The 26,407-nt window shown below is 69.9% G+C and carries 29 protein-coding genes and 1 pseudogene; 9 read left to right on the top strand and 21 right to left on the bottom strand.

What is annotated here, in order from left to right; all coding sequences use genetic code 11:
- Positions 1–301: 301 nt before the first annotated feature.
- Positions 302–1,372, bottom strand: coding sequence for a D-alanyl-D-alanine carboxypeptidase family protein (locus X946_RS12395; protein WP_038747836.1), 1,071 nt, complete (start codon positions 1,370–1,372; stop codon positions 302–304).
- 348 nt (positions 1,373–1,720) lie between these two features.
- Here X946_RS12395 and X946_RS12390 point away from each other — a divergent pair, with 348 nt between their 5' ends.
- Positions 1,721–2,437 (top strand): dienelactone hydrolase family protein, encoded by a 717-nt coding sequence (locus X946_RS12390; protein WP_052145077.1) that lies wholly within the window; start codon positions 1,721–1,723, stop codon positions 2,435–2,437.
- A gap of 570 nt (positions 2,438–3,007) precedes the next feature.
- Here the strand turns inward: X946_RS12390 and X946_RS12385 are convergent.
- A complete protein-coding gene (locus X946_RS12385; RefSeq protein ID WP_081989538.1) occupies positions 3,008–3,553 on the bottom strand; it encodes a lytic transglycosylase domain-containing protein in 546 nt (181 codons plus the stop codon).
- Between X946_RS12385 and X946_RS33700 the strand changes: the two genes are divergently transcribed.
- Positions 3,552–4,037 carry a hypothetical protein gene (locus X946_RS33700; RefSeq protein WP_152611699.1) on the top strand — a complete coding sequence of 162 codons (486 nt, stop codon included), beginning with the start codon at positions 3,552–3,554 and terminating at the stop codon, positions 4,035–4,037. The genes X946_RS12385 and X946_RS33700 overlap by 2 nt on opposite strands.
- A gap of 177 nt (positions 4,038–4,214) precedes the next feature.
- Here the strand turns inward: X946_RS33700 and X946_RS12380 are convergent, their stop codons facing one another.
- The 10 genes from X946_RS12380 to X946_RS12335 all read right to left on the bottom strand — a co-directional run bounded on the left by X946_RS12380 (position 4,215) and on the right by X946_RS12335 (position 13,102).
- Positions 4,215–5,357, bottom strand: coding sequence for an EscU/YscU/HrcU family type III secretion system export apparatus switch protein (locus X946_RS12380; protein ID WP_038747830.1), 1,143 nt, complete (start codon positions 5,355–5,357; stop codon positions 4,215–4,217).
- The gene (sctT, locus tag X946_RS12375) at positions 5,354–6,136 is read right to left on the bottom strand and encodes a type III secretion system export apparatus subunit SctT (protein ID WP_038747827.1); all 783 of its coding nucleotides are present in this window, start codon (positions 6,134–6,136) and stop codon (positions 5,354–5,356) included. The genes X946_RS12380 and sctT overlap by 4 nt, the downstream gene beginning before the upstream one ends.
- Before the next feature lie 10 nt (positions 6,137–6,146).
- Positions 6,147–6,416 (bottom strand): EscS/YscS/HrcS family type III secretion system export apparatus protein, encoded by a 270-nt coding sequence (locus X946_RS12370; protein ID WP_038747825.1) that lies wholly within the window; start codon positions 6,414–6,416, stop codon positions 6,147–6,149.
- An 18-nt stretch (positions 6,417–6,434) separates the two neighbouring features.
- Positions 6,435–7,085: a type III secretion system export apparatus subunit SctR gene (gene sctR / locus X946_RS12365; protein WP_038747822.1), complete on the bottom strand. Its 651-nt coding sequence runs from the start codon at positions 7,083–7,085 to the stop codon at positions 6,435–6,437.
- 85 nt (positions 7,086–7,170) lie between these two features.
- Positions 7,171–8,325: a FliM/FliN family flagellar motor switch protein gene (locus X946_RS12360; RefSeq protein WP_038747819.1), complete on the bottom strand. Its 1,155-nt coding sequence runs from the start codon at positions 8,323–8,325 to the stop codon at positions 7,171–7,173.
- A complete protein-coding gene (locus X946_RS29530; RefSeq protein ID WP_052145073.1) occupies positions 8,306–8,881 on the bottom strand; it encodes a hypothetical protein in 576 nt (191 codons plus the stop codon). The genes X946_RS12360 and X946_RS29530 overlap by 20 nt, the downstream gene beginning before the upstream one ends.
- Before the next feature lie 16 nt (positions 8,882–8,897).
- Complete coding sequence (locus X946_RS12350) at positions 8,898–9,245, bottom strand: hypothetical protein (protein WP_226383140.1); 348 nt, start codon at positions 9,243–9,245, stop codon at positions 8,898–8,900.
- A gap of 8 nt (positions 9,246–9,253) precedes the next feature.
- Positions 9,254–10,663, bottom strand: a complete 1,410-nt coding sequence (locus tag X946_RS12345; protein WP_052145072.1) for an EscN/YscN/HrcN family type III secretion system ATPase — start codon at positions 10,661–10,663, stop codon at positions 9,254–9,256.
- Positions 10,650–12,737: an EscV/YscV/HrcV family type III secretion system export apparatus protein gene (locus X946_RS12340; RefSeq protein WP_038747813.1), complete on the bottom strand. Its 2,088-nt coding sequence runs from the start codon at positions 12,735–12,737 to the stop codon at positions 10,650–10,652. The genes X946_RS12345 and X946_RS12340 overlap by 14 nt, the downstream gene beginning before the upstream one ends.
- A complete protein-coding gene (locus X946_RS12335; RefSeq protein ID WP_226377295.1) occupies positions 12,734–13,102 on the bottom strand; it encodes a secretion protein in 369 nt (122 codons plus the stop codon). Before X946_RS12335 ends, X946_RS12340 begins: the two co-directional genes overlap by 4 nt.
- A gap of 160 nt (positions 13,103–13,262) precedes the next feature.
- On the opposite strand from X946_RS12335, the gene X946_RS12330 reads away from it, so the two are divergent.
- Positions 13,263–16,034 (top strand): two component system sensor kinase, encoded by a 2,772-nt coding sequence (locus tag X946_RS12330; RefSeq protein WP_038747810.1) that lies wholly within the window; start codon positions 13,263–13,265, stop codon positions 16,032–16,034.
- Between the two features lie 20 nt (positions 16,035–16,054).
- On the opposite strand, the gene X946_RS12325 is transcribed toward X946_RS12330, so the two are convergent.
- Entirely contained in the window at positions 16,055–16,705 is a 651-nt protein-coding gene (locus X946_RS12325) for a two component system response regulator (RefSeq protein ID WP_038747807.1), read from the bottom strand.
- A gap of 101 nt (positions 16,706–16,806) precedes the next feature.
- Between X946_RS12325 and X946_RS12320 the strand changes: the two genes are divergently transcribed.
- From X946_RS12320 to X946_RS36195, 5 genes are all read left to right on the top strand, one after another.
- Positions 16,807–17,211 (top strand): hypothetical protein, encoded by a 405-nt coding sequence (locus tag X946_RS12320; RefSeq protein ID WP_226377296.1) that lies wholly within the window; start codon positions 16,807–16,809, stop codon positions 17,209–17,211.
- A 35-nt stretch (positions 17,212–17,246) separates the two neighbouring features.
- A complete protein-coding gene (locus X946_RS12315) occupies positions 17,247–18,734 on the top strand; it encodes an EscC/YscC/HrcC family type III secretion system outer membrane ring protein (RefSeq protein WP_052145076.1) in 1,488 nt (495 codons plus the stop codon).
- Positions 18,735–18,750: 16 nt separating this feature from the next.
- Entirely contained in the window at positions 18,751–19,962 is a 1,212-nt protein-coding gene (gene sctD, locus X946_RS12310) for a type III secretion system inner membrane ring subunit SctD (RefSeq protein ID WP_038747805.1), read from the top strand.
- A gap of 21 nt (positions 19,963–19,983) precedes the next feature.
- The gene (locus tag X946_RS12305; RefSeq protein WP_038747802.1) at positions 19,984–20,205 is read left to right on the top strand and encodes a hypothetical protein; all 222 of its coding nucleotides are present in this window, start codon (positions 19,984–19,986) and stop codon (positions 20,203–20,205) included.
- A 338-nt stretch (positions 20,206–20,543) separates the two neighbouring features.
- The gene (locus X946_RS36195; RefSeq protein ID WP_235364022.1) at positions 20,544–20,699 is read left to right on the top strand and encodes a CyaA/EF/ExoY family adenylyl cyclase toxin; all 156 of its coding nucleotides are present in this window, start codon (positions 20,544–20,546) and stop codon (positions 20,697–20,699) included.
- Between the two features lie 86 nt (positions 20,700–20,785).
- Here X946_RS36195 and sctW read toward each other — a convergent pair whose 3' ends face one another.
- Genes sctW through X946_RS12265 form a run of 8 tightly spaced genes read right to left on the bottom strand, consistent with a single transcriptional unit; the run spans position 20,786 to position 25,900 of the window.
- Positions 20,786–21,898, bottom strand: a complete 1,113-nt coding sequence (gene sctW / locus X946_RS12300; protein ID WP_038747799.1) for a type III secretion system gatekeeper subunit SctW — start codon at positions 21,896–21,898, stop codon at positions 20,786–20,788.
- Entirely contained in the window at positions 21,882–22,556 is a 675-nt protein-coding gene (locus X946_RS12295; protein WP_038747796.1) for a hypothetical protein, read from the bottom strand. The genes sctW and X946_RS12295 overlap by 17 nt, the downstream gene beginning before the upstream one ends.
- Positions 22,553–23,512 carry a type III secretion system domain-containing protein gene (locus X946_RS29525; protein WP_161788662.1) on the bottom strand — a complete coding sequence of 320 codons (960 nt, stop codon included), beginning with the start codon at positions 23,510–23,512 and terminating at the stop codon, positions 22,553–22,555. The genes X946_RS12295 and X946_RS29525 overlap by 4 nt, the downstream gene beginning before the upstream one ends.
- A 38-nt stretch (positions 23,513–23,550) precedes the next feature.
- Positions 23,551–24,303: a type III secretion system inner membrane ring lipoprotein SctJ gene (sctJ, locus tag X946_RS12285; protein WP_052145070.1), complete on the bottom strand. Its 753-nt coding sequence runs from the start codon at positions 24,301–24,303 to the stop codon at positions 23,551–23,553.
- A complete protein-coding gene (gene sctI / locus X946_RS12280; RefSeq protein ID WP_038747793.1) occupies positions 24,300–24,644 on the bottom strand; it encodes a type III secretion system inner rod subunit SctI in 345 nt (114 codons plus the stop codon). The genes sctJ and sctI overlap by 4 nt, the downstream gene beginning before the upstream one ends.
- The gene (locus tag X946_RS12275) at positions 24,556–24,951 is read right to left on the bottom strand and encodes an EscG/YscG/SsaH family type III secretion system needle protein co-chaperone (RefSeq protein ID WP_063889467.1); all 396 of its coding nucleotides are present in this window, start codon (positions 24,949–24,951) and stop codon (positions 24,556–24,558) included. The genes sctI and X946_RS12275 overlap by 89 nt, the downstream gene beginning before the upstream one ends.
- Positions 24,948–25,163, bottom strand: a complete 216-nt coding sequence (gene sctF, locus X946_RS12270; RefSeq protein ID WP_038747791.1) for a type III secretion system needle filament subunit SctF — start codon at positions 25,161–25,163, stop codon at positions 24,948–24,950. Before sctF ends, X946_RS12275 begins: the two co-directional genes overlap by 4 nt.
- A 14-nt stretch (positions 25,164–25,177) precedes the next feature.
- Positions 25,178–25,900 (bottom strand): helix-turn-helix transcriptional regulator, encoded by a 723-nt coding sequence (locus tag X946_RS12265; RefSeq protein WP_231752800.1) that lies wholly within the window; start codon positions 25,898–25,900, stop codon positions 25,178–25,180.
- 320 nt (positions 25,901–26,220) lie between these two features.
- On the opposite strand from X946_RS12265, the pseudogene X946_RS33695 reads away from it, so the two are divergent.
- A pseudogene (locus X946_RS33695) lies at positions 26,221–26,407 on the top strand (secretion protein EspA); the annotation flags it as partial.

Genomic DNA, 26,407 nt, shown 5'->3' with positions numbered 1-26,407 from the left:
GGCGCGGCCGTGAAGCGAGAGCCGCGATGGATGACCGATGCGCTCGCCGCCGTCGGGCGAGCGCGTGCGGAAAGAGGACGCGGCGAAGCGCGTCGGCACGCGCGGCGCGATGCCGCGCGGAGGGATGAAGGCGAAATGACGCTGCACGGCGACGCGCACCGCTTCGATAGGCGATCGATGCCGGCGCGGGCGTCGCGCGTCGCGTCGCGTCTCGTCGCGCGTCGCATCTTGTCGCGCGGGCGCGGGCGCGTCGCCGTTGCCGTCGCGGCGCGCGCGAGAGCGGCGTCGCGCTACGCGAACGTCACAGCATGCGCGCCCGATCTTCCGCGCGGTGCTCGCCGGCCCGCGCGTTCGAGCGGCGCGCCCCCGTCGCCGCGGCTGTAGCGGTTGTAGCTGCCGCAGCGGTCGTAGCAGTCGTAGCAGTAGTAGCACTAGTAGCTGCCGTAGCGGTCGACGCCGCCGATTCGCCGCCGCCGAGCGACGCGAAGCCCCAGTCGAGGAGCTTGCCGGCGTCGGCGAGCCGCTGCTTTTCCGTCGGCTCGCCGAGCAGCACGGCGATCACGCGGTGCAACGCACGCGAGCCGGCGATGCGGCGCTCCGCGGTGACGACCATGCACCAGCCGGCCGCGTTCGTATGGCCCGTCTTCATGCCGTCGATGGTCGGATCGGTACTCAGCAGGCGATTCTTGTTCGTCTTCGAGAAGGTCCCGTATGCGAAGCGCCGCTGTGACGAGAACGCGTAGAACGCCGGAAAATCCCGGTTCAGATGCTGCGCGAGAATCGACAGATCGTGCGCGGTCGAATAGTGATCGGGCGTCGTGATGCCCGACGGCGACACGAAATGTGAATCGCGCATGCCGAGCCGCCGCGCCGTGTCGTTCATCCGCGCCGCGAAGCCGGCGGGGCTGCCGCCGATCCGTTTCGCGAGCACGAGCGCCGCGTCGTTCGCCGACGCGACGATCAGGCCGCGCACCAGATCGCGCACGCGAACGCGCTGGCCGGGCGTCAGATACATGCGCGCTTCGTCGCTGCCGACGGACGCGATGTCGCCGGCGGAAACCGCGACGGTTTCGTCCCAGCGCAGCGTCCCGCGTTCGAGCGCGTCGAACGCGAGGTAGGCGGTCATCAGCTTCGTGAGCGAGGCCGGTTCGCGGCGCGCGTTCGCGTTGTGCTCGCCGAGCGTCGTGCCGGAATCGGCGTCGACGACGAGCCACGAAACGGCGCTCGTCTGCGGAGTCGGGCGCGCGTGCGCGCGGCCCGGCGCGACGCAGGCGGCCACGACGAGCAGCGCGCCGAGCATGCGCGGCGGCGGTGCAGGCAGCGTTCGTGCGGAGCGGGGCGTGGCGGTTGTCGAGGTGAGCGCGTTCGTCATGGTATGGGGCGGGCAAGCGGATGATGGAAAACGGATGCGACGCGAGATCCGGCCGGCGGCTCGCGAAAGCGGCTTGAACGGCGAAGCGAAAATCGCCGGTACTGCAACGACGAGGTCGAATTATATTTTCGTCGTTTCCGACGGAACGTATTCAAATGTGTTTTATTGTCGCGGTATGAGCGGATAGGTGAAACGCGCCGCTTGGTTGATGTTGGTCAAATTCGTCGCATCCGGTCGAGACGCTCGATTTGGGCGCGCGCGCCCGCGCCATTTCATGCATCGCCCCGGCCTGGGCATCGTCGCGAAAGCTCAAGGCGATGACCTTCCGTCGGGCAAGGAGAGATGAAGTTGGAAACACGCACGATAGTCTACGAATGTGAAGGGACCCCGCTGGCGGGCTATTTCGCCGACTGTGCGCCGCACGTGGAAAAGCCCGCGATCCTGGTCGCGCACGAGGCGTTCGGAATGAACGAGCACATACGGGCGCGAACGAGACGCCTGGCCGACCTCGGCTATGCGGCGTTCGCCCTCGATATGTACGGCGTCGAGGGGCTTTCGCTATCGGAGGCGATGAGCCGCCATATCGAGTTGATGTCCGCGCCGGGCCTCATGCTCGCTCGGGCGAGCGCGGGGCTCGGACTTCTGATGGCTCTGCCCGGCGTCGATCGCAAGCGGGTGGCCGCGATCGGCTTCTGCCAAGGCGGAATCAGCGTGCTGGAACTCGCGCGCAGCGGGGCGCCCGTTCGATGCGCCGTGGGTTTTCATCCCGGCCTGAAGCGTCCCGCAGGCAGCCCGGATCAGCCGATCCAGGCCAAGGTTCTGATGATGATCGGCGATCAGGACCCCGATGTGCCGCCGCAGGACCGCGCCGCCTTCGCGGCGGAAATGCAGGGAAAGCAGGTGGACTGGCAGCTTCACCTCTTCGGCGGCGTCGGGCATGCGTACACCAATCCCGACGCCGATCGACTGAACAAGCCCGGCTACGGCTTCAATCCTTCCGCGGACGAGCGGTCGTGGCGGATGATGCTCGCGCTTTTCGACGAGGTGTTCGGCGCGCTTGCTTGATTTTCGCCGCGTCCGGTGGAAATCGGCTTGCCTGCGGCGGGCCGTCGCGAACATCGCGAACATCGCGAACGAGCGGTGCAGGTCGGGCGCTTGCGACGAGAACGCGTGGTGCGCGCGGAGAATCACGAGCGGTGTCGAGACGCAATGCGCGCGTCGATGCGCAAAGTCGCGAGGCGGGGGCGTGGCTGGCATAGAGCCGATTCGGCGCGGCCGTCGGAGCACGGGCGGGCGTTGACGCGGGCGGCTCGCGCGACAGCGCAACGAAGGAAATCGATGTCCGGGGATGCGCCGCGCACGACGAAGCGCTGCATCGCTGCTGCACCGAAACGCCGAAACGCCGAAACGCCGCTCGTCAAGGATGCCGGACGTTCCGCCGGCTCGCGCGCACGCGCGCCATGCGACGAACTCGCCCTTCAGCGCTCGATGCGTACGCCGATACCGTTCGAGCCGCGCGCCGAGCAGATCCGCCGATTCGGGCTGCGGCCGATACGTCTGCGCGATCGGCGGCGCGACGCACTCGCCTCGACGCACTCGCCTCGACGCGCACGCGCAGCCGCGCGCATGCGCGCGTCACGGCGCGGAACGCGCGGGCGTCGACAGCAGCAGCTCGCCGAGTTTCGCGAGGAGCGCGCCGGCGGTGAGGCGCGGCGCATCCGGGCGCGCGGCGCGCGGGCGCGTCGCGGCATCGACGCTCGCGCGGGGCGAACCGTCGCGTCGCGCATCGTCGGGCGGCGGGCATGTGCTGCGGTAGCACGCGAGCACCTGCCGCACGTAGTCCTGCGTTTCCCGATACGGCGGAATCCGGCCGCGGTACTTGCGCACCGCGCCTTCGCCCGCGTTGTACGCGGCGAGCGCGAGCGTCAGGTCGTCGCCGAATTCGCCGAGCAGCCATTTCAGATAGGTCGCGCCGGCGCGCAGGTTCGCATGCGGATCGCGCAGATCGTCGAAGCCGAAGCGCGCGCCCGTGGCGGGAATCACCTGCATCAGGCCGGTCGCGCCCTTCGGCGATATCGCGTTCGCGTCGTAGTCGGATTCGACGCGGATCATCGCGTGCAGCAGCTTCGCGTCGAGACCGAATTCCCGGGCGACCGTCGCGACGAGCGCGTCGTAGCGCATGGGGCGCGACGGCGGCGCCGCGGCGGACGCGAGAGGCGCGGCGGGCGACGCCGCGTTTCGTGATGCGGCCGCCTCGACGGTGCGAACGTCGGTATCGTCGGCGAGGCTCGCATGTTCGTGCGATGTCGGGCCGAAGGATCGCGAAGGCGAAGCGGAAGTCGACAGCGGGGGCGACGCCTGCTTCGCCGCATGTCCCGCCGAGTCGTCAGTCGAGTTTTCCGCCGTGTCTTTCGTGGTGTCTTTGGCGGTGTCTTTCGCGGTGTCTTTGGCCGTGTCCCTCACCGAGTCATTCCCCGAGTCCTTCGCCGTGTCGTCGGCAAGCGCCGCGCGAGACGACGCAAACGCGCGTGTGGCCGCATCGGCCGGCTCGATGGAGGGCGTCGCGGCGTTCGTCGAAGGCGGAGCGAACGCCGAAAGCGCGGCCGTGTTCGCATCGGAGCGACCGCCGGCCGCCGCACTCGATTCCTCGACGTCCTCGACGTAAGGCGTCCAGACGAGCGGCGCTCGCGCCTCCTGCGCATGCGCGCTTCGCGCGTCGATGCCGACGGTCGCGAGCGCGAAGGCGATCGCGAGCGCCCGCGACGTGCGCGATGACGCAACCGCCAGCGGAGCGCGCGCCGCTCGCGTCCGGCGCGGCGCGCTCCGCCGCGCCGCACGACGCTCAGCCGTTTGCATCGTTGCGGGAAGAATGTGCGCGTTCGTCTCGCGCGACGCGACCGCCGTCATCACGACCGCAGCCATCGTCATCGCTGTCGTCATCGCCATCGTCGTACGGCAACTGCATCGCGACGCGCAGCACGTGCGCGACGGCCTCGAACAGGTCGGGCGGAATGCGCTGCCCGACGCCGAGCCGGCTCGCGAGCGCCCGCGCGAGCGGCACGTTCTCGACGACGGGCACGCGCTCGCGCTCGGCGAGCGCGACGATGTGCAGCGCCATCTCGTCGCGGCCGATCTCGATCACCTCGGGCAGCGGCGTCTCGTCGCGCCGGTAATAGAGGCACACGGCGACGTGCGTCGGGTTGCGCACGACGACCGTCGATTTCGCGACGTTCGCGGCGAGGCTGCCGCTTTGCACCTCGCGATGGATCTCGCGCCGCTTGTGCTTGATCTCCGGGTTGCCTTCGGAATTCTTGAATTCCTGCTTGATGTCCTCGAGCGACATCATCAGCTGCTTCGTCGTGTTGTAGCGCTGGAACGCGAAATCGGCGATGCCGAACACGACGTAAAAGCCGATCAGCGCCGCCCACATCCAGTACAGCAGCTGCGTGCTGACCGCGAGCCCGCATTCGACGCTGCAAAGCGGCAGGAACTGCAGCGACGGCGCGTACTGCCGGATCAGATAGAAGAAGATCGCCGACAGCACGCCGACCTTGAACAGCGATTTCGCGAATTCGAACAGGCTCTTCAGCGAAAACATCTGCTTGAAGTTCGCGAGCGGATTGATCTTGTCGAGCGACGGCTTGATCGCGTCGACGGCGAGCAGCGGGCCGATCTGCGCGATCACCGCGACCACCGTCGTCGCGATCACGAGCGCCGCCATGCCGAGCGTGAAGCGGATCAGCGCCGCGCCGAGCGCGCGCATCCAGCGCGCGGTGGCGGCGGCGAAATCGTCGTTGACGACCGCGATCGACACGTCGACGAGCGCCTCGAACGCCTGCAGCAGATGCGCGCCCTCGAACAGGAAATAGCCGAGCAGCACCGCGAGCTGCGCGCCGCTCGTGATCTCGGCGCTTTTCGCGACCTGGCCTTTCTTGCGCGCGTCGGCGAGCTTCTTCGCGGTCGGCTTTTCGGTCTTCTCGCTCATTGCAGCATGCCGCAAAGATGCGCGATGCGCTCGGGCAGCCGCGCGATGTCGGCGAGCGGCAGCCGGAACGCGAAGCTCGCGCACATGACGACCAGCAGCAGCGCGAACGCGCTCTTGATCGGCATCGACAGGAAGAACACGTTCAACTGCTGCGCGGAGCGGTTGACGAGGCCGAGCGCCATGTCGACGAGGAGGATCGCCGCGAGCGCCGGCATCGCGAAGCGCAGGCACAGCTCGACCATCAGATGCCACTGCTGCGCGAAGAACGCGAGCGCGCCGGGGCCGAAGTGGAGCGCGGCGCCCGGCGGCAGCGTCGCGTACGACGCGTAGATCGTCGCGATCAGCGTGTTGAACCCGCCCGACACGAGAAAGAGCAGCGTGAACACTTGCGAGAACACCATCCCGAACGGCGACGACTGCGCGCCGAGCAGCGGATTGAGCACGCTCGCGATCGACGCGCCGCGTGTCGTGTCGATCAGGAAGCCCGCCATGTCGAGCGCCCAGAACGGGATCGCCGCGCAAAAGCCGATCAGCGCGCCGATGCACAGCTCGCCGAACGCGAGCCACAGGTAATGCGGCGTGCCGCCGGCCGCCTGGGGCAACGCCGGCCAGGCATCGTGAAACGGCAGCACGGGCAGCGCGATCATCAGCGCGAGTGCGTTGCGCACGAGCGCGCCGCCGAGCGTGGCCGGCGTGAAGACGGGCAGGATCAGCAGCGCGCCGAACGGGCGCAGCATCGCGATCGCGACGATCGGCAGCCATTGGACGAGCGTCTGCATGGGCGGCGCGCTACGATCGCATCCTGCCGATCTGATCGAAGCTCTGCAGCGTATAGTTGACGAGCACGTCGCCCATCCAGTGATACGTCGCGGCGAGCGTGACGGCGACGGCGAGCAGCTTGATCAGGAATTGAATCGTCTGGTCCTGCACCTGCGTGAGCGCCTGCACGAGACTCACGAGAATGCCGACGACCGACGCGACGACGACGACGGGCAGCGACAGCAGCAGCACGAGCCACATCATCTGCGCGGCGAGCTGGGTGACGACGGCTTCGCTCATGCGTGGCGGCGCGCGGCGTCAGGCGAACGACAGCAGAAGCTGGCCGATCAGCTTCTCCCAGCCGTGCACCAGCACGAACACGAGCAGCTTGAGCGGCAGCGCGATCGTCATCGGCGACACCATCATCATCCCCATCGCCAGCAGCACGTTCGACACGATCAGATCGATCGCGATGAACGGCAGGAACAGCAGCAGGCCGATCTTGAACGCTTCGATCAGCTGGCTCACGGTGAACGCGGGCAGCAGCACGAGCAGCGAATCGTCGGGAATCCGGTTGCGGTACGGCTCGGGCCAGGTCTTGTGGCCGATGTCCGCGAAGAAGCGCACCTGGTCCGGCGCGGTGTTGCGCTCGAGAAACGCGCGGTACGGCGCGAGGATCGTCTTTTCGACCTGCTGCGTGAAGTCCGGCGCGTCGATCCTGACCGGATGCGCGGCGACGTTGTCCTGGATCGCGAGCCCGACGGGCGCCATCACGAACATCGTCAGCACGAGCGCGAGCCCGTGCAGCGCGATGTTCGGCGGGATCTGCTGCGTGCCGAGCGCGTTGCGCAGCAGCGCGAACACGACCGACAGCTTGAGGAACGACGTGCCCAGCACCACGAGCAGCGGCAGGATCGACAGTGCGAACAGCACGGCGATCAACTGGAGGGGCTGGTCGAAAAGGTTCATCCACGAATCCGGAAAGGGCGATACGCGACGCATTATCGGCGCGCGTCGCGCACCGACCCATCCGGCCGACACCTGAAGTCGCGCGTCATGCGGGCAGCAGATGCTCGATGCGCACGGCGAGGCGCCCGCCGATGTCGAGCAGCGTGCCGCGTGCGAACGGCTTGCCCGCGACCTGCAGCGTGACGAGCCCGTCGGGCTGCGCGGGGCCGTCGAGCACGTCGCCCGCGCGCAGGCTCGCGAGCCGCGCGAGCGGCACGTCGATCGTCGCGACCTGCGCGACGACGCGCACGCGCGCGTCGAGCCGCAGCGGCGGGGCGTGTCCTTCGTGCCCGTCGTGCATGTCGGGCGCATCGACAGTGTCGGGCGCATCGAACCCGTCGGCCGCGCCTCGCGCATCCGGCAGCGCGGCAGGCTCGACATCGATGTCGAGCCAGTCATCGAACGTATCCATCGTCGTTCCAATCGTGTAAGGGCCGTGCCGGCAATCGAGCACGGTCGCGAGCGGGCGCTCGGCGAAGAGCGCGAGCTCGCCTTGTGCAACCGCGTATGCGTGTTGCAGCAGCAGCGCGTCGCCTGCGCGCACGCGCGAGAGCGTCGCCGTGTCGACGATGCTCCAGCCGGCCGCGAGCGAGAGCCGGAGCGCGGGCGAGGCCGCGCGGCCGCCGTGCGGCGGCGTGCGCGGCGGCATGGTTGAAGAACCGACCGGCGAATGGGGCGGCAGATCGATCGGCTCCAAATCGATCGGCTGCGGATCGACCGGCAGAAAATCATCCGGCAGCGGATCGAGCCCGTTCGCGAGCCGTTCGAGCCATGCGAGCGGAGCGTCGACGATCCGCATGTCGAGCGCCGCATGCTCGCGCTCGATGCGCAGCGACCACGCGGGCTCGGCCGCGCACGCGCCGCGCTCGATCGCGTCGGCGCGCAGCCACGACACGCCGAACGACGCGAGATCCGGCTCGATGCACGCGCACGTCCACGCGGCGAGCGCGCCGCGCAGCTCGACGGGCACCGCGTCCCAGTGCGGCACGCTCAGCACCGGCTCGATCCATCGGCACCACGGCGCGGCGTCGACCCATAGGCGCACGGGGCCGTCGTCCGTGCGCGCCGACAGGATCAGGCCGTCGCCGCCCGCGCGCAGAAAGCGCAGCGCGAGCGCGCCGTCGCCGAGCGCGAGCCGCCGGCCCGCGCCGACCGCGCGCAGCAGCGCGAGCGTCGTGCGATCAATCCGCAGCGGCTGCATCGGACCACTCCAGCGTGACGGGCTGCGCGAAACGTGCGGCGAGCGCCGCCTCGAGCCGGCCGCGCATCCGCCGCGCCCGCGCCCGCAAATGCGCGTGCTCGCCGCCCGAATCGAGCGCGACGACGAGCGCGCCGCCCGCGAAGCGCGCGCGCAGCGTGAGCCCGGCGAGCGGGCCGTTCGCGATGCGCAGCGTCAGCACGTCGGCGGGCGACGGGCGCGGCGCGGCGGGCGCGCCGTCGAGCCGCGCGCCCGCACCGCCTGCCGGCGCGCGTCGAGCGTGCGCGCGCGAGCCGGCGGCTGCGGCGCTCGAGCCGTCCGAGCCGCTCGAATCACCCGAGTCACCCGAGTCACCCGAGTCGTTCGTGCGGATCGCCGGCGCGTCGTCGGCGGGCGTGCGCGGTGGCCGCGCGTCGCCCGGCCCGGCGTCGAGCCAGGCGCAAAACGCATCGGCGGCGTCGCCCGCCGACATCTCGCTGCGATCCGGCGCGCGCGCGGCGTGCGGCGCGCACGGCCCGTACGATTCGCGCAACCGCGCGCCCGTCGTCATCGTTTTCACGGCGCACCTCGTCGCGTCATTCCAGCAGCGCGTTCAGTTTTTCCTGATCGACGAGCGCGCGGCGCAACTGATCGAGCTGGCCGTCGCGTTCGAGCCGCAGCGCCTGCCACTGCGCATCGACCGCCTCGATCCGGTCGGCGAGCGTCTGGTCGCGTTGATGAAAGCCCGCGAGCTCGCGCTTGAGCGCCTGCAGCGATGCGTAGTCGTGCACCGCGTCCTCGTCCGCGCACTCGCGCCATTCGACCCAAAGCGCGCGACGCGCCTCCAGCAGGCTCGCCTTGCTTGCAAGGAGCGTCGCCTCCTGTTGCTCGAGCATCGCGAGCGTGCTGCGTATGCTGCGCTCGCGACGCTTCTTGATTGTCACGAGCGTGGTCAGCGTTGACCGTCCACCGTTGTCCATAACTGATCGATCGTCTGTTCAAACGTAGTCTTCTCCGTCACCGGCTGGCACAGGAAGCGGCGGATCGCGTCGCGCCGCGCGAGCGCGTCGTCGGCTTCCGGATCGCGTCCCGGCTGATATTCGCCGACCCGCACGAGCAGCTCGATTTCGCGATAGACGGCGTCGAGGCGTCTGAGCCGCGCGGCGAGATCCCGATGGCGCGCATCGACGATCTGGCTCATCACGCGGCTCACGCTCGCGCCGACGTCGATCGCCGGATAATGGTTCGCCTGCGCGAGCTTGCGCGACAGCACGATGTGGCCGTCGAGGATCGAGCGGGCCTCGTCGGCGACGGGCTCGTTCATGTCGTCGCCCTCGACGAGCACCGTGTAGAGCCCGGTGATGCTGCCCGTTGCGGCGGGCCCCGCGCGTTCGAGCAGGCGCGGCAGCCGCGCGAAGAAGCTCGGCGGATAGCTGCCCGCCGCGGGCTTTTCGCCGGCCGCGAGGCCGATCTCGCGCGCCGCGCGCGCGAAGCGCGTCAGCGAATCCATCATCAGCAGCACGTCGCGGCCCTGGTCGCGGAAGTGCTCGGCGATCGCGGTCGCCGCGTACGCGGCCTTCAGCCGCTCGAGCGCCGGGCGATCGGACGTCGACACGACGACGACCGCGCGCGCGCGCGCCTGAGGCGTCAGCACGCGTTCGAGAAACTCGCGCACCTCGCGGCCGCGCTCGCCGATCAGCGCGAGCACGGTGACATCGGCGAGGCTGCCGTCGCAGATCATGCCGAGCAGCGTGCTCTTGCCGCCGCCCGCGGCCGCGAAGATGCCGATCCGTTGCCCGCGCCCGCACGTGAGCACGCCGTCGATCGCGCGCACGCCGAGCGGCAGCGGCGTGTCGATCACCGCGCGCGCGAGCGGGCCGGGCGCCGCGCGATCGAGATCGATCCGCGCGGCGTCGGCGGGTATCGCGGGGCCGTCGTCGAGCGGCCGGCCGAGCCCGTCGACGACGCGCCCGAGCAGAAAATCGCCGACCGCAATCCGGTGCGGCCGCCCGAGCGCGCGCACCGCGCTGCCCGCCGCGATGCCGCGCGGTTCGGCGAACGGCGACAGCAGCGCCGCGTCGCCGTCGACCGCGACGACTTCGGCGTCGATCCCGCTCGGCTCGAGCCGGCACAGATCGCCGAAGCCGACGCCCGGCAGCGTCGCGCGCACGAGCGTCGGGCCGATCTCGACGACGCGGCCGAAGCGCACGCCGGCCTCGGGCGCGACGCCGCGCGGCGCGAGCCGCGCGTCGACGAGCGCGGCGACGCGCGCGCGATCAACTAGGCGATCAAGTAGGCGATCGAGCGAGCGATCGCGCGGGTGATCAGGCGGGTGATCAGGCGGGTGATCAAGCGGACGCATCGGCGAGCTCCCCGATCAGATCGGCGGTGCCGATCACGCGCAATTCCGCCTCGTCGCCGATTTCCTGGAACGACAGCACGGGCAGATCGCCGAACTCGCGCTCGACCATCTTGCGCATGAAACGGCGCACGTCGATCGCGGTGACGAGCACGGTGCGCCGCAAATCGGCGTCGGCGAGCGCGCCTTGCAGGCGCGTGACGATCGCGTGCGTGTGCTCGGGCGCGAGCGACGAATACGAGCCCGCGGCCGTCTGCCGGATCGATTCGCGAACCATCGATTCGATGCGCTCGCCGATCATCCAGCAGCTGATCCACGGTTGGCCCGCGCGATGGCGCGTCGCGATGTGCCGCCGCAGCGCGACGCGCACGTATTCGGCGAGCATCACGGGGTCCTTCTCGCGCGGCGCCCATTCGACGAGCGCCTCGAAGATGCCGCGCAGATCGCGCACCGACACGCGCTCGTCGACGAGCCGCTGCAGCACGTCCGCGATCCGGCCGATCGGCATCTGGCGCTGCACTTCCTTCACGAGCTCCGCGTAGCGCGCCTCCATCGCGTCCATCAGGAAGCGGGTTTCCTGCACGCCGATGAACTGCGCGGCGTGACGCTCGACGACGAGCGACACGCAGTGCGCGACGCGCGCCTCGTCGCGATGAACGGTGACGCCGAGCGCGGCGAGCGCGTCCGCATGAGCGGGGTCGATCCATTGAAGCCGCAACTGCGCGAACGGCAGCGCCTCGACGCGCACGCGCTGCGCAACGCTTGCGCTGCGCGCGTCGGCGAGCCATTCGTTCGCCGGCATCGCGAGCGTGAGAACGGGCTCCTGATAGAGCAGGATCTGCACGGCGTCGGCGGCGAGCCCGGCGTCGGCTTGCAGATGGATCTCGGGCAGCGGCAGGCCGAGCTGCTCGAACGTGCGCGCGCGCAGCGCGTCGAGCGCTTCGGCGAGCTTCGCGGGCCGCACCGCCGTGTCGCCGTGGCGGATCATCAACGGGATCGCGCCCGGCGTCAGCGCGAAGCCCGGCGAGCCGGGCGCGTGTGCCGCGAGCGCGCCCGCCGGCGCGGCCGCGCCGTGCGCCGCGGTGCCGATGCCCGCCGCGCCGCGCTTCGCGCGCCGGCGCAGATGCCACGCGCAGCCGAACACCAGCGCGGCGAGCGCGACGAAGTAGACGACGGGAAAGCCCGGCAGCAGCGCGAACACGAGCAGCACCGACGCGGCGAGCCAGAGCGCCTGCGGCTGCTTGCCGATCTGCTCGGCGAGATCGGCGGCGAGCGGCTGGCGCGTGTCGCCCGGCACGCGCGTGACGATGATGCCCGCGGTGATCGAGATCAGCAGCGCGGGAATCTGGCTGATGAGGCCGTCGCCGATCGACAGGATCGCGTACGTCGACATCGCCTGGCTCGCGCTCATGCCGTGCATGAACACGCCGACCGCGGTGCCGCCGAGGATGTTGACGAGAATGATGATGATGCCCGCGATCGCATCGCCCTTGACGAACTTCATCGCGCCGTCCATCGCGCCGTAGAGCTGGCTCTCCTTCTGCACGAGGCCGCGCAGCCGGCGCGCGTCGTTCGCGTCGATCGTGCCCGCGCGCAGGTCGCCGTCGATGCTCATCTGCTTGCCGGGCATCCCGTCGAGCGAGAAACGCGCGCTCACCTCGGCGACGCGCTCGGAGCCCTTCGTGATCACGATGAACTGAACGATCGTGATGATCACGAACACGATGAGGCCGACGCCGAGATTGCCGCCGACCGCGAAGCTGCCGAACGTGTAGACGATCTCGCCCGCGTCCGCCTGCAGCAGGATGAGACGCGTCGTGCTGATCGTGAGCGCGAGCCGGTAGAGCGTCGTGATCAGCAGCAGCGACGGGAACACCGAGAATTCGAGCGGATCGCGGATGTACAGCGACATCATCAGCAGGATGATCGACACCATCAGGTTGAACGCGATCATCAGGTCGACGAGGCTCGTCGGCAGCGGCACGATCATCATGAACACCGCGACGAGCAGCATCACCGCGAGCACGATGTCCTGGCGGCCCGCCGCTCGCGCGAGCCACGGCGCGAGCCGTTTCATGCGGCGTCTCCGGCGTGCGCGTCGAGCAGGCGCCGCATCGTCCGGTGGCCGGCCAGCCAGTCGTCGACGTTCGTGTCGCGCGGAAACGCGCAGCTCACGACGAGCTGCGTGCCCGCCGCGAACGCGCGCAGCACGAGGCCCTGCATGCGCATCGGATCGCACCGCGCGATGACGCGAATCAGCGCGTCGCGGCGGCGCGCGGCGTCCACCGCGCTCGCGAGCGACAGCGTGAGCCGCCCGCCGTCGACTTCGACGAAAAGGCGCGTACCCGCCACGGCGAATTCCATGCGCTCGGCGATGCGCTCGCAGGGCAAATCGAGCAGGCGCAGCAACTGCTCGAGTCGGCGTTCCGTTTGCAAATCCATTCGGTTCCTTCGTACGCCGAAGATGCGTCGTGAGACAAGGTCGAGACATCTTCGCGAATCGGGCCCGAGCGGGGCATACGGTAAAGACCTGAACCGGCCGGCGCGCGAAAATGCAAAATGCGATAATTACGCCGCAGATGTTGCGGGGTACACATCAATAATGAGTGCATTGTGGGAAAAGTCGCTGACCGCGCGGATCATGGTGATCCTGAGTTGCGCGATGACGGCTTTCTGGCTGTTGTCCGAGTCGATCGGCTTTTATTTTCGATACATCGAGGCGCAAAGAGAGCTGCGCAGCGAGCTCACCTGGCAGCTCGAATCGATCGCGCAGGAGGAAAGCCGCCGTTACGAATACGCCGAGCGCCAGGCGCGGATGCTGCTGTCGTGGTGGAACATGCTCGACGACCGGATCATCCTGCGCCCGAAGGCGCAGGCTTCGGGGCAGCATGCGATTTTCGTGCCGTTCAAGGACGCGAAGGGCGATCGCGAGCTCGTCGATCGCGCGCGTGAAATCGTCGAGATCTACGGGCACGCCGATCCGCGCAACCGGATGGACACGTTCCTGCTGCTGCCGACGGAAGGCATCGTGCTGTTCGAGCCGGAAAGGATGTCGAAGAACGACATGCAGCGCAAGATCGCCGCGCTGGCGACGCTGCGCACGCTGCCGAAGCTGCCCGTCGTGCATTGGGGCGCGGCGATCACGGATTCGAAGGGCGTGCTCCGCGCGGCGGCGGCCGTCGTCGATCCGCACACGGGCATCGTCGCCGGCCAGAATCTGCGGGTGGGCGACATCCCGTCGATCGCGAAGGACATGGGGCTCGAGGCGCCGCCGCGCTTCGCGCTGCAATCGCAGGCGGGCGACGTGTTCTGGATGGGCGCCGACACGCCGATGAAGCCGCCGCCCGCGTTCGTGCTCACGCCGAAGTGCGACCGCACGAACTGGAATCGCCGGGGCAACTACTATGTGATCTGCACGCCGCTGTCGGGCCCGAACTGGCAGCTCGCCGCGATCTATCCGGTGAGCGCGGTCACGGACAAGGCGATGTCGCTGCTGCCGCTGACGACGCGCTGGACCTTCGTCGTGCAGCTGCTGCTGATCGCGTTCGTCTACGTCACGCTGCAGCGGCAGCTCGGCCGGCCGCTGCAGCATTTCGTCGACATCATCGACGCGCAGCGCGAGGGCGACCTCGGCCGCCGCCTGCCGACCGGGCGCCGCGACGAGCTGGGCCGGATCGGGAGCGCGTACAACTCGCTGCTCAGCACGGTCAACGCGTACTACAAGACGCTCGAGAGCAAGGTGCGCGAGCGCACGCGCGAGCTCGCGGAGGCCAAGCGGATCGCCGAATCGGCGAGCCACCGCAAGAGCGAGCACATCGCGAGCATCAGCCACGAGCTGCGCACGCCGCTCAACGGGATCGTCGGCGCGCTCGCGCTCCTGAATCGCAGCGCGCTGCAGGCCGAGCAGCGGGATCTCGTGCGCGTCGCGCAGCAGTCGTCGTGCTATCTGCTCGGGATCGTCAACAACGTGCTCGACTTTTCGCGAATCGAGGCGGGCCAGCTCGAGCTCGCGAGCGAGCAGACCGATCTGCTCGCGCTGCTCGACCAGGCGATGCTGACGATCCACATCCGCGCGCACGAGAAGAGCCTCAGCCTGCGGACCTTCGTCACGTCCGACGTGCCGCGTCGCGTGTGGCTAGACGGCCTGCGCGTGCGGCAGATCCTCATCAACCTGCTCGGCAACGCGATGAAGTTCACCGAGCAGGGGCACATCCACCTGAGCGTCGAGCGCCGCGCGGACATGCTCGCGTTCGTCGTCGAGGATACCGGCAAGGGCATTCCGGACGAATACCAGCTCGACATCTTCAAGCCGTTCGTGCAGGTGCGCGCGCACGACAGCGGCAACGGCCTCGGCCTGCCGATCGCGTCGCGGCTCGCGAACCTGATGAACGGCGAGATCCTGCTCGACAGCAAGCTCGGCAAGGGCACGCGCTTCACGGTGCTGCTGCCGCTGCAGGCCGACGAAATGCCGCCCGCGCCGCTCGCGGGCCATCTCGTCGCGCCGGCCGCGCTGCACATGCAGCTGCGCATGTGGGGGCTGCAAGTCGACACGGGCGACAACGTGCAGTTTCCGATGCCCGAATCGGGCTATCTGCCGGGCAAGCTGTGGGACAAGGTCGTGCTCGCGCTGCGCGGCGAGGCCGTGCAGGAAGAGGTTGCGCCGAAGGCGATCTGCCCGTGGTCGCTGAAGATCCTCGTCGTCGACGACGTCGCGGTCAATCGCGACATCGTCGGCAAGATGCTGCGCGAGCTCGGGCATCGCACGCGCGCGGCCGCGTCCGGGCAGCTCGCGCTGAAGCTCGGCCGCTCGCACGTGTTCGATCTCGTGCTGATGGACGTGCGCATGCCCGAGCTGGACGGCATGGCGACCGCGAAGCGCTGGCGGCACGTGGCCGAGGGCGTGCTCGATCCGGATACGCCGATCGTCGCGCTGACGGCGAACGCGTCGCCCGCCGAGCACGAGCGCGCGAGGGCGGCGGGAATGAACGGTTATCTGACGAAACCGGTTTCGCTCGAGCAGCTGGCCGACATGATCAATCAGGTCGCGTCGACGCAGCTCGCGCGCGGCGTCGAGCTCACGCCGAACGCGAAGTCATGCTCGCCGCTCTTCGATCTGAACGACGCCGCGATGCGCGAGAAGCTGCATCAGGCGCTCGTCGATCTGCACCGGCAGATCGACGCCGCATGGCACGCGAATGACGTCGCGTCGATGCTGAACGTGCTGCATGCGCTGAAGGGCTGCGCGGGCCAGGGCGGGCTCGACCTCGTGCGCGAGGCGGCCGAGCAGCAGGAGCGTCAGGTGCGCGCGGGCGGCTGGACGAGCTGTCAGGACGTGCGGGACCTGGCGGAATTGATCTCGATTCAGTTTGCGTGACCGCAGCGGCGGGCGCCGCGTCAGTGCAGGCCGAGGCGGTGCGCCCAGTTGGCGAGCTCCGCCGCGTTGTGCGCGTCGAGCTTGCGCATTAGGTTCAGTCGATGGGTCTCCACGGTCTTGATCGTAATCGTGAGCTTCTCGGCGATGTCGCGGTTGCGGCAGCCTTCGGAAATCAGTTTGAGCACCTGACGTTCGCGCGGCGTGAGCGCGACCGCGCCGTCGGCAACGGCCTTGGTCGTGACCTGCTCGACGTTGAGCGCCGGATCGATCACCGTGTGGCCGCGCCACACTTTCCAGATCGCGTCGAGCAGCGTCTGCTTCGAGCTGTTCTTCAGCAGGTAGCCGTTCGCGCCGGCCGCGAGCGCGGCGCTCGCGCGATGTTCGGTGGTCTCGGCGGTGACGACGAGGATGCCGAGGTCCGGCCAGCGCCGCCGCAACTGATGGATCACGTCGAGGCCGTTCATGCCGGGCAGGCCGAGATCGAGCAGCACGATGTCGGGATCGAGCCGCTGGCACGCGGCATAGACGTCGAGGCCGTTGCTGATTTCGTCGACGACGGACAGCGGCGGCGAAGCATCCAGCAGGTTCTTGAGGCCCAACCGCAGCAGGGGATGGTCCTCCACGACCAGGATGCGTATCTCGGCGGGAGCGGCGGTGTGCGTGAGAGCCATGGGGCGGGTGCCAGACGATGATGAAAAATTACTCAAGGCGTCCGAAATTCAGGTGATGACCGGATCGATTCTATCAAGGTCTATCTTGAAAATGTCACGCCATGAAGCACGGATACCTGATTGACGCTCCCGCATGCATCCGGCATGTCGGATCGGTTTCGATCGGCGACGCGCGGCGCGGACGCTGGTCGCTGACGATGGACGAGCTGGACGGCTGGTGCGGCGAAGGCGCCTACGGCGTATGCGTTGCGTTCGCCGTGGACGGCGCGCCGCACGACGCCGCATGGCTTGCGCACGCGGCGCTGTGGCTCGCGTCGCTGCGCGGCCAGCCCGACGATGCGCTGTGGCTGGACGAGGGCACGCTCTACTTCGTGCGCCGCTACGATTGCGACGTCGATGCGGCCGCGCTGCGCGCGGGGCTCGAGCAGCAGGGCGCGGTCGTGCGCTGGCTCGGCGCGCATCACGCGGCCGCGCGCGGCATGCGTCGCGCAGGGCCGCTCGAATGACGCGCGCGATGACGCGCGCGTTTCGTCGCACGCGAATGCGCGCGCGGGCCGCCGCGGCGCTTGCCGCGTGCGTGGCGGCGAACGCGGCGGCATGGGCCGCGCCGCTGCCGACGCACGGCGCGGCGCCGTTCTTTCTCGCCACGCGCGGCGCGAAGCTCGCCGACGTGCTGCGCGATCTCGGCGCGAACTATCGGGTGCCCGTCGTCGTCAGCGAGCAGGTCGACGGCGCGTTCATCGGCACGCTCGACGGCGGCCCGCCGGACGCGGCGCTCGATCGTCTCGCGCGGCTCTATCAGCTCGCGTGGTACTACGACGGGCAAACGCTCTACGTGTATCGCGCGCAGGAGGTGGCGAGCCGTCTGATCGCGCTCGACTACCTGCCTTCCGCCACCTTGATCGCGCAATTGCGCTCGGCCGGGCTGCTGGATCGGCGGCAATGCCGCGTGCTGGCGATCGCGCAGGCGAACGCGATCGAGGCGTACGGCGTGCCCGTCTGCCTCGAGCGCATCGCGCAATTCGCGAAGCGCCTCGATCAGCAGGCGATCAATCGCGAGCAGAATCAGGAGTCGGTGCGCTTCTTTCCGCTCAAGTACGCGACGGCCGCCGACACGTCGTACAGCTATCGATCGCAGCAGGTGACGGTGCCGGGCGTCGTGTCGGTGCTGCGCGAGATGGCGCAGGGCCGCGCGCTGCCGCTCAAGGACAGCCAGGGGCAGCAGCCGGCGAGCGACCGGCTGCTGCCGATGTTCGCCGCCGACGCGCGGCAGAACGCGGTGATCGTGCGCGACAAGCGCGCGAACATGAGCCTCTACGGCGACCTGATCGCGCAGCTCGACCGCAAGCCGAAGCTCGTCGAGATCTCGGTCACGATCATCGACATCAACGCGGAGGACCTCGGCGCGCTCGGCGTCGACTGGCAGGCGTCCGCGCGGATCGGCGGCGGCACGGTGAGCTTCAACAGCGGCGGCCAGCCCGGCGCGGGCAGCTTCTCGACGGTGATCTCGAACACCGGCAACTTCATGGTGCAGCTCAGCGCATTGCAGCAGAACTCGAAGGCGCGCATCCTGTCGCGCCCGTCGGTCGTCACGCTCGACAACATGCAGGCGGTGCTGGATCGCAACATCACGTTCTATACGAAGGTGAGCGCCGAGCGCGTCGCGCGGCTCGAATCGATTTCGACGGGCTCGCTGCTGCGCGTGACGCCGCGCATCATCGGCGACGCGGGCCGCCAGGAGGTCATGCTGACGCTCGTCGTGCAGGACGGCCGCCAGACGAGCCCGCTGAGCCGCCAGGAGCCGTTGCCGCAGACGCTCAGCTCCGAGATCGCGACGCATTCGCTGCTCAAGGAGGGCGATGCGCTGCTGCTGGGCGGCTTCGTGCAGGACGAGCTGAGCGAGGGCGAGCGCAAGATTCCGCTGCTCGGCGACATCCCGATTCTCGGGCGTCTGTTCAAGACGACGAGCCGGAGCCAGCGGCACACGGTCCGGCTGTTCCTGATTCGCGCCGATCCGTGGCAGACGTAGCCGGCATGACGATCCGATGCACAAGCTCAAGTGGCTGAACGGCCCGCTCGCCGGCCTCGAGTTCGATCTGCCGCCGGGCGCGACGCGCATCGGCGGCGACGACGCGGACATCGCGCTGCCGCTCGAAGGCGATGCGCGCGCGGAGCTGACGAGCGGCGAGGACGGCGTGCGCGTGTCGGCCGACGCGCGCGCGTGGGTCGACGGCCGGCCGTGGAATGCGCACGGCGCGTTGCCTCTCGGGCGGGCGATCGACGTCGCGGGCGTCGCGTTCGTGCTCGGCGAAAGCGGCGATACGCTGTCCGCGCTGCCGGTGCCCGCGCGGCGTCGCGCCGCGACGGCGGCGTCGACGCGCGCGCTCGCATGCGCGGCGTTCGCGTGCGCGGCGATCGCCGCGATCGCCGCGGGGCTCGCGCTGATTCTGTGGCGCCCGCCTGCGCCGGCGCGATTCGATGTCGACGCGTGGCTCGCGCAACAGATGCGCGCGCCGGCGCTGCACGGCCTGCATGCGCGGCGCGCGGCGGACGGCTCGGTGGAGGTGAGCGGGCTTTGCGCGTCGTCGGGCGACGTCGAGCGGCTGCGGGCGCGGTTGCGCGCGCGCGGCATCGCGATGCGCGACGCGAGCCTCTGCGCGGACACGCTGCGCGAGAACGTGCGCAACGTGCTCGCGCTGAACGGCTACCGCGACGTGGACGTGCGCAGCGACGCGACGCTCGACGGCGTCGAGATCCGCGGGCCGATCGTTGCCGATGCGGCGTGGCAGCGCGTCGCCGCGCAGCTTCAGATGCTGCGCGGGCTGCGCGCATGGCGCGCGGTCAACGATCGCGCATTGTGGTTCGGCCGGCTGTACGAAGCGCTGTCGGCTCGCGTGCCGCTCGACGGCCTGAACATCGTGATGTCCGGCAAGACGCTGATCGTCAGCGGCGCGGCGGACCCGGCCCGCGCGGCGGCGCTTTCGGCCGTGATCGCCGAATTCAACCGCTCGGCCCGCGACGGTTTCGCCGCGACGTGGCAGGACGTGCCGTCGCAACAGACGGCGAGCGCGTATCTGCCCGCGCCCGTCGTGACGGTGGGCGGCCACGCGGGCGCGATCTACGTCGTGCTCGCGAACGGCATGCGGCTGCAACTGGGCGGCGTGCTGCCGAACGGCTATGCGATCGTGCGCGTCACGCGCCGCGCGATGAGCCTGCGCAAGGACGAGCGCCTCGTGTCGGTGCCGCTCGACATGTGATCCTCCCGCAAGGAACCTCCGATGGTACGACTGACTGCTCTCGAAGAAACGCTGTTCGCCGACGACACGGGCGAGGCGCGCGACCGGCTGCTCGCCGTGCTCGCGCGCGCGTGCGCGCCGGGCGGCGATTGTCCGGACGCCGTGCGGCTCGCGGCGAGCGCGGCGCGCGACGTGATCGACACGCTGTGGGCGCGATATCACGGCAGCCCGCCCGGCCAAGCGGGGACGTCGCCGCGAGGCTGAATGCTCCGGCGAGCGCTCACGATGGGGAAACCGGCCGTGCGTGCCGGATTGCGCGAGCGGCGCCGCGCGATATCGCACACGATCGAATGTTCCGGATCGGCGCGGATACCGGATGCCCGAGCGCGGCCGCGGATTCGTGACGGCCGATCGAAGGCGTTCAGCGGCGATTGGTCGATTGTCGGCGCGTCCGGCGTTGCGGAAGCGCCGGGTCACGAACGGCATGACGCGACGGATTCGGCGCGGCCGAGCGCCGCCGGCGGTACGGCCGAATGCCGGCTCGCCGCGCCCGTCGAGCGCGTGCGAGGTGAGGCCGGAGCGCGCCCGCGCATCTGATCGAATTGCGGCGCGTCGCGCGCGAACATGCTTGCCAGACTTGCCTGATCGGCACTCGGCGCGCCGATCGGTTCGCGACCGGCCGGATCGAGAGCGGCCGTCCGACGAAGGGCGGTCGCATCAAGGGCAAGCGCGCGAACCGGGGCCCGCCGGCCGGGTAAGGGAAGCGGCGCGCGTGCGGCGCGAGCCGTTCCTGTTCGCGCGCGAGCGATTGCCCGCCCATCTTCGCGCACGAGCGCGCGCCGAACTACAGCCCGGCGTCGGCCAGCGCTTCGAGATGCTCGGCGAACGCGCCGAGGATCGCGTCGCGCTGGCCGGCGTCCTCGTAGCAGTCGACGGGCAGCAGCTTGACGAGCTCCTGCATCGCCTTCGCGTAGCGGTAGCGGAACGCGTCGTCGCGGATCGCCGCACCGGTGCGCTCGGCGAGCCAGCCCGCGTTGATCCAGCTTTGCTCGACGCATTCGACGAGCGATTGCAGCAGCACGTCGGCGTCGACGCCGGGCGCGTTCAACGCGTCGGCCGCGCGCGCGCAGTGATCCTCGACGCCGAGAAACTGCAGGATGCGTTTCAGGTCCGTGATCACGGCCGCGAGATGCGCATCCATCGCCGGCCCCTGTGCGGACAGCTCGAACGCGAGCGCGCGGATCAGCGTCTTCAGCTTGCGCCGCCGGTCGCGCAGGCGGCGAAATTCGTCGAACCATTCGGTCAGGCGCTTTTGCCGCGCGGCCGCGCGCTGATAGAGCCGCCGCAGCTCGCTCAGGCCCGCGCGGCCGGCCACGCCGAATTCGAGCCGGGCGAACAGCTGCAATGCCCATTCGTCGCCGTCGAGAATCGCGGCGAGCGCGTCTTCTGCGCGCTTGCGCCGCATGCCGGACAGCTTGCCTTCTTCGAGCATCGCGCCGAGCAGCAGCGCGATTTCGCCCGCGTTGAAGCCGGCGTCGCGCATCGCGTCGGCCGCATCGTCGAGTTCGTCGACGCCGGGAATCCGCTCGCGCAGCTCGGCGAGCTCGGCCGCCGACACCGCGCCGATCTGCTTGATCAACTGATGCAGCATCGAGCGCGCGCGCGGCCGCTCCGGGCGGCCGTCCGCCGTGCCGCGCCGCGGCTCGCGAAAACGCGCGCCGATCGCGAAGCCGATGTCCTCGAGCGTTTCGGCGAACGATTCGCCCGACACGCCCGCCGCTTCGAGCGGCGCGCCGCCGAAGTCGAGCGGCGCGTCGGCGAGCTCGCGTTGCGCGAGCTCGTGCGCGGACTGCGGCGGCACGATCCGCTGGACCGGCTGCGCGGAAGCCGCGCCGGCGCCGGCCGGCGTCGCGGCGGCGCTCGCCTGCGCGGCGGCCGGATCAATACGGTTGAGCATCGGAGCGAGTCTCCTCGGTTGGGCCCGCGAGGCGCGCGAGCAACAGGCGCAGATGCCGGTCGAGATCGAAGCGGACGATCGCGTCCGGCGTTTCGAACCGTGCGGCGCGGTCCGACAGTGCGGTGTCGGCGTCGATTCGCACGCGCGGGTCGTGCCCAAGCGCGTCGCGCGTGCGCGGCAGGTTCGCCGGCGATACGAAGACGCGGAACGCTTGCCCGTGCGCGTCGGCGCGAACGCGCACGCGCACGCGTTGCGCGAGCAGCGCGACGGGCTCGTGCGTGCCGAGGTACGGCTCGACCACGCTCGCGACGAGCGCGCGCACGCGCGCGTCGATCCGCTCGGCGATCCGGGCCTCGGCTTCGCGCGCGTCGATCAGCCAGCGGACGGTATCGTCGATCAACGTGTCTCGCCGGCATTCGAGCTCGGCTTCGGCGCGGGCGGCGCCTTCGCGGTACGCGTCGTCGCGCACGCGCTCGGCCGCTTGCCGCGCCGCGTCGAGCTCGCGCCGCGCCTGATCGACGAGCGCACGCGCTTCGTCGCGCGCGGCCGCGACGACGGCCGCCGCGTCGCAATAGCGCGCGAGCGCGTTCGCCGGCAGATGCACGTCGAGCGGCGCGGGGCCGGGCAGCGAGACGATCGGAGGAACGAGGCCGTTCATAGGAAGCGGGCGAGTTTCAGGAGCTTGTCGGAGGCGGAGCCGGCGGTTGCCGGCGGCGATGCGTCGAGCGGGTTTCGCACGGCGAGCGCGTGCGGCGCGATCGATGCGGTCGGCGCGGTCGGTACGGTCGGTACGGTCGCTGCGGTCGATGGGCTCGCCGCGTCGGGGGGCGCGGCGAGCCGTTCACACCCGTCGGTCGCGCCGGGCGTCGCGCGCAGGACCCGGGCGTCTCGCATGTCGTGCATGTCGTGCATGCCGCGCGTCTCGTGCATCTCACGCATCTCACGCATCTCATGCGTTTGATGCGTTTGATGCGTCTGGTGCGTCTGGTGCGTCTGGTGCGTGTCGAACGCATCGGCCGCATCGAACGCAACCGACGCATCGAACGCAGCCGGCCGCACGGCCGCATCCGGCCCGTCGAGCGGCGCATCGTCCGCCGGCGGCAGCCGCGTCGCGAGCAGCGTCGCGACGACGCACGCCCCCGCGTCGCGCCGCCACCATCGCACGCCAGCCGCCGTCGCGGCGTCGACGAGGCGCTCGGGCGATGCGACGCGCGCGGGCGAGCGCCATCCGCGATGCAGCGCGAGCAACTGCGCGCAGCCGCGCTCGCCGATCCGCCCGGCGAGGTGCGTGCGGTATCGCGTGACGAGCAGATGATCCGCGCAATCGAGCGCGATCACGCCGAGCGCGACGATCAGCGCTTCGATCCGCGGCTCGACGGACAGCAGCGCGCTTTGCCTGTCGTCGAGCCGCGCGGGCAGCGGCGCGCGCGGAAAGCCGCGCCGCGCGACGATCAGCCGGTCGATCGCCGCGCGGCACGCCGGATGGCGACGATAGCTTTCGCGCCACGCGGCGAGCCCGAGATGCGGCCACCAGCCGTCGTGCATCGTCGCGCCGGGCTGCCAGCCGAGCCGATGCAGGCGCTGCAGCGCGGGCGTGAAGGGCATGGACGACATGGAGGGCGCGACGGGCATGACGGGCGGCTCGCTCATGATCATGACGCGCGCGGCTCGCCCGCCGAGCGGCCGCGCGACGCGACGACGGCGACCGCGAGGCTCGCGACGATGCCGAGCGCGCCGAGCGCGAGCCCGAGCCCGAGCCGGTGCGCGCGCAGCCACGCGATGAGGCCCGCGTCGGCTTGCGGCCCGACTTCGGCCGGCATGTCGTAGCGGTAATCGGCGGGCTGCAGCACGACGCTCACGCGATCCGCCGCGAGCCCCGGCGTGCCGGTGACGACGAGGCTGCGGATCTCGGCTTCGCGCGCGGCGAAGTTGCGCTCGGGGCTGTACTTGACGAATACCGACGCCGACGGCTGCGGCGGATCGCGCCGGTTCTGCGGATCGCCCTCGGCGATCGACACCTGCGCGTCGACGATGCCGTCCATCGCGCGCAGCATCTTCTCGAGCTGCTGCTCCTTGAGGAACGTGATCTTCGCCTGCTCCTGCGCGGGCGACGTGACGAGCTGGCCGGACGGAAACAGATCCTCGAGCGCGGCCGCCTTGCGTCGCGGCAGCCCGTTCTGCCGCATCAGCTCGACCGCGTTGACGAACTGGTCGGAATCGACGCGAATCGTCACGTTGCCGTCCTTCGACAGCTTCTTGTCGACGTCGATGTCGCGCAGCATCAGCAGCGCGATCATCTGGTTCGCCTCGGTTTCGGGCAGGTTCGTGTAGAGATCCGTCTTGCAGGCCGCGAGCGACAGCGCGAGCGCGGCCGCGCACACGGCGCGTGAAGCGCGTGCGGTCATTGCATGTTCACCAGCTTGTTGATGCCCTGCGACACCGCGCCCGCCGCCTTCGCGGTCAGGTCGACTTCGAGGATCGCGCGCAGCATCGCCGACTGGTTCGCGAGCATGTCGAGCGGCTGCATCAGCGCGGCGCCGGGATCGCGCGCCGCGTCGAGCGCGCGTTCGACGCCGAGCGAGCGATGCTGGAAGCCGCTCGCCGCGCGCGCTTCGGGCGTGCTCGCGTCCTGGCCGAACAGCGCGCGCGTGAACGCGTCAATCTGGGTCTGGTCGACGGGCGTCGCGCCCGGCTGCTGCGCCGCTTGCAGCGTCTGGAGCGCGTGTTGCGCGGCTGTGATGTCCATGGAGGCTCCTTGCGAATTCGGATGAGAACGGGGGCGGCGCGCCGGACGGCGCGTGCGCGGGCGCGAGCAGCCCGCGCAGCAGCGCGGCGTCGGGCCCCGGCATCGACGCGAGCAGCCGCGCGGCGCAGCCGTCGCGGCCGAGCCCGATCAGCATCGTCGCTTCGACGAGCCGCCGGTCGCCTGTGGCCGCGACGAGCGCCGGCAGCGCGTCGTAGATCGCCCATGCGTGCCGCGCGAGCCCGTGATTGACGGCCGCGAGCCCGCACTCGACGAGCAGGCGGCGCGCGTCTTGCGAGAGCGCCGTCATATCTTCTGGATGATGCCGGACAGCATGTCCTTGACGGCCTTGAGCACCGCGCTCTGATAGCCGACGAACACCGAGTACTGCTGGATCGCGAACTGCGCCTGCAGCATGCTGGTCGGATCGTTGAGGTCGGACGCGTTCATTTTCGACTCGACGTCGTTGCCGACCTTGTCGACGAGACGCGAGAGCTGCTGATTGACGGCTTCGATATCCATCGCAGGGCCCTCCGTCAGGCCACCGTGGCCGCCGGCCGCTTCGCGCGCAGCCGGTACTGCGTCGGATTGCAGAGGTAGCGGCGGCGGAAGCTGTCGGTGAAATGCGCGTGATTCGAGAAGCCGCATTCGTGCGCGATGTCGAGAATGCGCATCGACGTCGACACGAGCAGATGCTGCGCGTGCGCGAGGCGGCGCTCGACGAGCCAGCGCTTCGCGGACATCCCGTATTTCTCGACGAACAGCAGGTTGAACTTGCGCGGCGGCAGCCCGAACTCCTCGGCGAAGCGCGCGACGCTCCACGGATTGAGCGCGTGCGCGTCGACGAAGTCGACGAACTCGGTGTCGCCCGCCATCGCCGCGTGCAGCAGCCGCGAGAAGTACGCGCGATCGGCGCCGAGGCAAAACACGTACAGGAAGCTGAGGAGCGCCGGGCGCGACACGGGCGCGAGCAGCTCCAGCATGCCGATCACCTCGGGCGAGGTCGGCACGACGCGCAGCGGCTCGCCGCGAAACGGCGTCGCCTCGGGCCGGTCGATCAGCGCGCTGATCTCCGCGTACAGCGTGCGGAAGTCGGCCGCGTAGAAGTCGGCGAACTGGATGTCGGTGCCCGCGCCGGCGTCGCACAGCGCGGCGTCGTCACGGGTGACGACGATACAGTCGCCCGGCACCGCATGGATCATGCCGCGCGTCCTCACCTGGCCGCTCAGGCGGCCGAACAGGAATCGTACAACTTGCATCAAGCCCCCGTGGCTGTTGTTGCTGCCCGGTCCGAATCATCGGCCATTTGGCTGAAAAATCGTCTCAGGTCATCACCTGAAACCGTCGGTCGGCGAGGCGGCATGCCGCACTTGCGCGCGTCGCCGGCCCGTTGCCGAAAAACCGGAATGCGCGGCCGGATTCCGACAAAGCGCGGCCGGATGCGTGGCTACGATGGACGCAACGGATCGGGGCGCGGCCGTTCGGGCGCGCCGATCGGCGCTCGTCGCGGACGCAGTCGGACGCGGCGGGCAGCGCCGAGTCAACCACCGGCTGCACGATAAAAAAGGAGGGTCCCACGATGCAAGTTGGCATTGAGCGCCAGGGCGCGGCTTCCGTCGGCACGCAATACGCCGTGGACGCGCCGGGCGAGCGCAACGTCGCGAATTCGCACCCGATCGGCGACAGCATCGCGATGATGCTGGTGATCATGGATCTGCTGAGCCGGCAGACGACGGCGAAGCTGGACGACATGCAGAAGAAGTCGA

Origin of the sequence: Burkholderia sp. ABCPW 111 (genome assembly GCF_000773065.1) — a bacterium.
Taxonomy (GTDB): domain Bacteria; phylum Pseudomonadota; class Gammaproteobacteria; order Burkholderiales; family Burkholderiaceae; genus Burkholderia; species Burkholderia savannae.
This window is presented reverse-complemented; position numbering and strand designations above follow the sequence as displayed.